This window comes from Bacteroidota bacterium (assembly GCA_026391695.1).
Lineage (GTDB): Bacteria > Bacteroidota > Bacteroidia > Bacteroidales > JAGONC01 > JAPLDP01.
The window spans coordinates 72,634-80,137 of the sequence record JAPLDP010000035.1; the positions used below are offsets into that span (position 1 = coordinate 72,634).

At 41.2% G+C, this 7,504-nt stretch carries 4 protein-coding genes; 1 reads left to right on the plus strand and 3 read right to left on the minus strand.

What is annotated here, in order from left to right; genetic code table 11:
• Positions 1 to 76: 76 nt before the first annotated feature.
• The gene (locus NT175_04750; protein ID MCX6234023.1) at positions 77 to 1,297 is read right to left on the minus strand and encodes a PDC sensor domain-containing protein; all 1,221 of its coding nucleotides are present in this window, start codon (positions 1,295 to 1,297) and stop codon (positions 77 to 79) included.
• 361 nt (positions 1,298 to 1,658) lie between these two features.
• Between NT175_04750 and NT175_04755 the strand changes: the two genes are divergently transcribed.
• Positions 1,659 to 3,215, plus strand: coding sequence for a M20/M25/M40 family metallo-hydrolase (locus NT175_04755; protein ID MCX6234024.1), 1,557 nt, complete (start codon positions 1,659 to 1,661; stop codon positions 3,213 to 3,215).
• A 48-nt stretch (positions 3,216 to 3,263) separates the two neighbouring features.
• Here NT175_04755 and NT175_04760 read toward each other — a convergent pair whose 3' ends face one another.
• Together NT175_04760 and NT175_04765 are read right to left on the minus strand one after the other, a co-directional pair.
• Complete coding sequence (locus NT175_04760) at positions 3,264 to 5,618, minus strand: T9SS type A sorting domain-containing protein (protein MCX6234025.1); 2,355 nt, start codon at positions 5,616 to 5,618, stop codon at positions 3,264 to 3,266.
• Between the two features lie 248 nt (positions 5,619 to 5,866).
• The gene (locus NT175_04765; GenBank protein ID MCX6234026.1) at positions 5,867 to 6,580 is read right to left on the minus strand and encodes a diphthine--ammonia ligase; all 714 of its coding nucleotides are present in this window, start codon (positions 6,578 to 6,580) and stop codon (positions 5,867 to 5,869) included.
• Positions 6,581 to 7,504: the final 924 nt, after the last annotated feature.

Below are 7,504 nucleotides of genomic sequence, written 5' to 3' on the forward strand. Positions count from 1 at the left end.
ACCATATATTTTTTAGGGGAAAGGAAAGATTCTGAGTGAAAGACCTTTTTTTCTTTAATTCCTTTAATGAATGGCCTCAGGCCTCAATTATAATATAGTAAATCACTCCCAGGTATTTGCCCTGATACGTCATCGGACAGCAATAAAAGGTTCCTGTATTGCCTTCCAGGAGAGTCTGTTTAAACGTCGCCTCAGTTCTGTTCACGACGGCATCATAGAAAGATTTCTCTTGCAGATCTTCGGGTTTGACCGGGTAATTTTTCAGACTGTGTGATGGCGGGTATCCAAACTGGCATGTCACGGTTGAATCGGTATATTCAATGGCATATACCTTATGAGCTGCGTAAAAGGATTGAAAATAAATAAGTGCTTCCTCCTTATTGCCCCGGGCAACAAGGGATAAGAAATCTTCATTGCCAGCCAATGCTTTCAAATCATCAGCAGCTGTTTTCAATCCAAGATCTTTTACCGTTCTTTTTACATCGTGTTCTCCTATGGGTTTGATCAATACGATCTTCCATTCATTGCCATAGGTGTCGATTGTTGTCCAGAAAGCCTCGTTAGTCACAGGTTTTTCCAGACCATGACCGAGGAAATTATAAGTAGCACTGCCATCCTTCTCCTCTGCAATTCTGGCAGCTGTTTTCAGGGATTCTGTATAAGACTTGTATAAGGGATCGGTAAATAAATTCCTGCCTATTTCTTCAGTGTCATAATCATAGAGAATAACTCCATCCTGTTGCATCACCCAAATATCGACTGGAACGCCTTCAATAACCGGTGTGATAATATTTTTAAGGAACGACTCCGGCCGGATGAGCATTGTGGTGATACCTGTAAATTCATTTGATGCAGATATGACAGGATAAGCCAGAACAATTGCCTGAAAACCTTCTACTGCAGTAAATGCCGAACTTAACACAGGTTTTTTTGTTTGTTTTACTTTAACAATATGCTCTTGTTTACTGATATCTATGCCTTCTGATCCCTTATATGTATCGGGCACGATTACACATAGGACACCCTCGGGTGTAATGGTTGCAATTTCTATCACCGAATTTATTTTCCCAAATTCATTACGAAGAATATTCCTGGCTTTTTCTGAATCAATCGCGACACTGGTGAGTTTTTTTGAAATGGCACTCATACTCGTATCCATTTGCCGGATGACCTGAAAAATCTGATCAGTCGCATTTTCAAGGACCACAGGGAGTTCGACCCTCTTACTTTTGCAGGATGAGAACATTAATGCAATTGCTGTCAAGCATAAAAATGATACAATAAATAGTCTTTTCATAGTGAGTAAAAGTTAAAAATATCAGTAAATTTAAGAATATCTTTCAGGCGATGCAACTATATTTTTTATTTTAACTCAATGGCTTTTATGATCACAATTTCTACCTTTACTACCATTAATATTGGAGAAAGCGAAATGACTGTCAGAAATGCAAATATCTCTCATGATTCAAACATGCCTAGCTTGACTATCAACCTTTTAGGGTTAAACCTCAGACGTATAAATTAATACTCACCAAACTATTCTCATAATGAAACGAATTGTCGCCTTATTACTTGTTTTGTTCTCTATTTATGAACCCCATGTTTTCGCACAACAGGAGAACTCACAAACAAAGGGCATCTAAGCCATCACACGCGAAGTGGTAAAAGGTCAGCTGGATTTTCTCTCTTCCGACTGGACCGAAGGCCGTGAAACTGGTGAAAAAGGGATGTTCATGGCTGCCGATTATATTGCCAGCATGTTCATGGTTTATGGACTTAAACCTGCCGGAGATATTGAATGGAAATATCCCCGCTGGTTTGATGACGACGATGGGGATAGACCTCAAAAAAACATCACTTATTTCCAGAATTTCAATTTAATTCGTTATAAACCTGCTGATATACAAGAATTTAGTATTATTCCGGCAAAAAATATTTCTAATAATGAAATCACTTTCAATTACAAAACCGATTTTAAAGTCTGGCCGGGAGCAACCGGATTTACCTATACCGGACCAGTTGTATTTGTGGGATACGGGCTAATTGATCATGATAGAAACTACGATGACTACCAGGGAATTGATGTGAAGGGAAAGGTGGTTATGAGATTGGAAGGATTCCCGGGACACAATGATACGACTTCGGCAGCATGGCAGATATTCAAGGATCTGCCGGAAGACTGGCATACATCCCCTCTTTATAAAAAAGATGATTTTGCTGCAGAGAAAGGCGTTGTGGCAGTGATTGAAATATCCGCAAAAGGCGATATGTCAGGTTCATGGGTGGTAAATTATCCTTTCCGGTATAAAACCGACTATTATGAAGGTGATAAACCTCTCCCAAGAGATGAGTGGGAATGGATCATTGCCACAGATTCCATAGATCAGCGTCCTGCCCGGATAACTCTTTCACGAAGATCAATCAACGCCCTGCTAATGAATTCCGGGGTCAATATTGAGGATTTTGAGAAAAAAACAGCAGAAACACCCAAACCCAATCCAACATTTCTTAAGGAAACATCAATAAAGCTCAAAGTGAATGTCACGTCAGAACTGGTGAAAGCGAGGAATGTTCTTGGACTGATAAAAGGTGAAGATACCACATCCTATATTGTCGTGGGCGCACATTATGATCATCTGGGAAAGATTGACGGATATATTTTCAATGGAGCCGATGATAATGCATCAGGCACCGTAGGGGTAATGACTCTTGCCAAAGCATGGATGGCAACAGGTATAAAGCCAGAAACAAATATCCTGTTCGCTGCATGGACAGGTGAGGAAAAGGGACTTTGTGGGAGCGAGTATTTTGTTAATTATTCCAGGATAAAGCCTGAGGAGATCGGTTTTAATCTGAATCTGGATATGATCTCGCGTGATACAGAAGATGATACACTCGGATTGCAGGTCGAAGCTATGTATCCTAAGGGAAATGATACTCTGAAGGCTCTGATCAGCCGTAATAATGAGGAAGGTGGATTAGGATTAAAGATTGATTGGAGACCTACAGTCGGGATAAATGAAGGCAGCGACCACTCCCCTTTTGCTGAAAAAAAGATCCCCTTTATTTATTATATGGCAGCTTTTCACCCTGAGTACCATCAGCCCTCTGATGAAACCAATAAGGTGGATTACGACAAGATGACCCGCATCATACGCCTTAGTTTCCTCAACTTATTGGATATCAATGCAATGGATTTGCCAGGTAAGAAATAATTACTAACAGCCATTCGTTGAAGGTATGTTATGACCTGGCAGCCAGCGTTAATTGATCACGACCTTTTCTATATATACAGAATTTCCTCCCTGTACTTTAAGGAAATAAATACCCTTTGGCAAACCACTCACTTTAAAGGTCTTCACCAAGTGACCGGATGGGTTGTCGGCTTCCTCATTCATAACAACTTCGCCGAGTTGGTTTAAAACAACAACCTGCAAGCTGTTACTTTTTTCATGATCAAGATAAAGAGTAAACTCTCCCTTGCTTGGATTGGGTATGATTTTAATACCCGTTTTCCCGATGTTTGTATTATCAATTCCGGAACAAATGACCAATGTAATGGTGATCTTATCCTCTGCAGTCTCCTCGCAGAGTGCAAGAGGATTAGCCGTAAGAGTCAATTTAACCGAACCCGCTTCAATATCACCGGCTCCTGGTGTATAGGTGGGATTTAAGACCAAATTATTATCAAAGGTTCCGTCGCCGGCTGTAGTCCAGAATACTGATGATGCATCAGCAGCAGAGCCATCCAGTGTTATGGTGGCGTCGTTGCAGATAGTGGTATCGGCACCGGCATTGCATTCAGGCAGTCTGATAATGATAACTGCGATACTATCCTGATCAGTTAAACTGGGTAGGAATCCATTGGCATCGATCCACAAAGTGAATCCGCCGGTGGCAATATCCTCAATCCCGCGTATATATACCTGATTCATAGCGACAGGAGGATCCGGAATAAAACGTCCGTCGCCACTGGTCGACCACAAAACAGAGCTGATATATTCGCCGGAGGCATGGGCAGTGAACAGGGTATTCTCGCACATGGATGTGTCACTACCTGCTTCGACATGAGGTGGCAGCATAGGAGCAAAATTGAACTGGCCTATGCGGGTTCGCCAACCTCCCCCCATGTATTCCTGTGTATACCAGAATGTTGTGTCATCGATAGGGTCGACAGTCATACATGAATAATCACCCCACCGATCAATGCCTGACTGTGAGCCAGTACCTGCCATAAGCTCCAATTCAGAAAAATTCATTTCACCCAGCGGTGCATCAGCAGAACGTCCGGTGTATCTTACGGATGGATGTGTAGTAGAACTGGATACGGTATAACCCAGGGCGATAGTCCCATTGGCATTTATCGCAACACTGCCCATCCAGCGATTCTCAGCATCCGGAGAATAAGTTCCCTGCTGATAGATGTACCAGTTTCCGGCATCTTTCCGCATTTCATACCAGCGGATACCGGCATGATTACTAACGTTGACGGTATGATTGATCACCATGGTTTCATGATCCGCAAATTTCCTGTATTGGAGACGGTTCATGAGGCGATCGCTAATGGCATCCAACTGTGTTCCGGTTTCCGGCTGTGATATACCCTCAATATCCGGATTAAAAGGGTCAGTATCCAATGAGGCAACCTCTGTCAATGTCGAATTTTCGGTATTGGACCAGTCAACCTGCAATGAATAAATATCCAGGCTTTGATCATTCCATGTATCCAATGCAGCCAAATAGTTCGGGGTACCGGCGGCAGGAACAGGTCCATCCAGGTCGGCAGGCATCATGCTCCAGGCCTCAAGTACATCAAAGTAAACCATCTGTGCATCGGGATCCCCGGCAAGCATTTTCTCCCGTTCAAAGGCAGCAACACTGGCATGGACGTCATCGCCAAACATATTGTACGTAGAGTAATACCCATCAGGCCAGACACTTAATTTGGGATAATCATTGAAATCAGAAAACTGAAAGGCATACCGGTTATAACTTCCCAGAGGATCGCCGGTTTGTGAAACAGCGACCAGTTCCCAGTAGGTGCCGTCGGACGTGTAGATGGCAAATTGCGATGCAACCCAGCGGTCAGCCAAATGGTCATACATCACCATAGGATCGCCGTCGTTAGTGCCGGTCCATGGGCCGATAAATCCGGCCCATAATGTCCTGTTATCAGCAGGTCCGTACAACTTGTTACCAGATTTGTCATAAATAGCGAACGACAGGTTGATCATCTGGAAATAATGATTGGGGCCGACATCGCCATCCGTATCGGGAGGATAACAGCTATTGACATTTCCCACTCCGTCGAAGCTTTTGAGAGGGCCGCGGGAGCTGCGATCACCCATTTTGCCCTGAATAACAGGATCGACGACACCGTGGAATTTTGCCCTGACCTCGTCGCTCACAAGGTCCCTGTCAAGTGAAGGATTTTCGATGATGCCATCCTTCCAGCTCCTGTCACGCACACCAGGTTCAACAACAGGCATATCGCGCAATGGCGGAGTCTGGTCAAAATATACCGCTTTGGAAATCCTTGTGGGTTTCAGGCTTTTATCCTGACCATTGGAAGCAATGGATATGATAATAGCAATGAGTAAAACAAGCCCTTTTCTCATAATAAGTTGATTCAGTTTAGGTTATTTTTATGAAATTAATCCATAGGACTTTACAATAATACGCACTTTTCATACGCCAGCGTTTGTCGGACATGTATTTTTTTCGACAACCATGTGTTATAAAGCTTTCACCCGTGATAGAGCAACTCACTGACGGCTGCACCTACAGTTAAAAGCCTGGCGGATTATGCTATGCCTCATATTTTATCAGATGGAAAATTTTAATATGGCCGTTAAGGTTCATTTGGCTATAGTAAATCGCAAAACCAAAATCCTTTTGTCCGTTTTTCCGATTGTAAGGTACAATTGTTATTTGTTTTGATTTCAACAGGTTTATATATTTTTCCGCCTGTTGAAAAAATAATCTTCTTATTAAAAATAGGGCCTTCAAAACAAAATGTATGAAACTCCCCATTTTCGCCGCAGGGATCAACATTTTCAGGTAGTTGTTCAATAAAATAGTTGTTAATTTCTCTTCCTACCCACTCCTCACCAAGATATCCATCATCTGTACAACAGGTGATAGTTTTAAAATTTTGCCTGATAAAGTCATTAATGAGTAATGTAGTATCCATTTTCCATAACGGAAAAATTCCAGTCATTCCAATTTTAGCCAAATTATTTATACGATAAGCTTTTAAATCTTCCAGAAAGATATCACCAAAAATGACGTTTTCAATACCTTCTGATTTTGCTTTGATTAATGTGCTTCTCATTTTTCGTTCATACTCAGTATTTGTTCCTTTACTGAGCCATATTTTCAATAGAGGAATACCTATCGATTCAGCCTGTTTGTCTAATAATTCTTCTCTGATACCATGCATTGAGATTCGCTTGGTACTATCGTTTAGCGTTGTAAGTAAGTACCTTACGTCATATGAATCTTCTTTTAATACTTTGTACAGACAATATGAAGAATCTTTTCCCCCACTCCAACAAAGGATAGCTTTATGTTTGGCCATTATTCATTTAATTGTTTTACTGAACTTGCTTAGGACATCCAGGTGCAAATGCAGCAAGGCAGAAGAATATTTTTTGCTAATATAAGTTAAAACTCTTTCATAGAAATCTGATCAATACAATATTGTCATGAGGGAAAGGTTCCCAAACAATGGCTTTATCGATAATCAACCGGTTGGCAGATTATAAAGAAATCATAGCTCTTAGCAGCAATTTGCCACTTGTTGTTGCTAAGGCGGGAAGTGAGAAACAAACTCTGGCAGAAGAATGAACGCAAAGGCATCATTCAGGACGTGCATGCTGAAACGTTTCTTCGTCGGAGATACAGCGCGGCAATCACGAGTGACCAGACTTCAATCTGAATGTTTTCTTGGTTTTTGACCAAGATAACAAAACTTGTCGTTACAAATCCCTCCTCGGTTGGGTGGTACACTTTCTGCCGCAATGTCAGGTTTTTTGAAAATCGATTTTCTATAACCGATACATTTCAACCCTCATAAGTAGTATACTTTGCTCCGGAATATTCAATCAATCAGACAACGTTAATAAGGAGGGTTTTCAGACAGTCTGACGGTCGGGTTCAGGGTTTCGTTTTGCTTAACTTATTCTCATCGCGCATAGGCCGCAGGCCTTAGCGTTTATCATTCAAAGCAAAATGAAACTTGCACCCTAATACCACCAGTTATATTATTTCACGATCTTGCAAATTTTAATAATGGTTTATAGTTTCCATTATCTGCTTCAATTAACGCATTAATATAAATTTTTCGAGTGTCACTCGGTTTATTTAACCTGAATTATTCATAAAAAAATGGAAAAGTTTGTTATCTCATTGATAATCATTATCTTTGAGGTGTATAAACTTTTAAACAAACTTTTCCATGAGTAAAGATACAAAAAGCCCAAATACCCATCTTGTTTCTGAT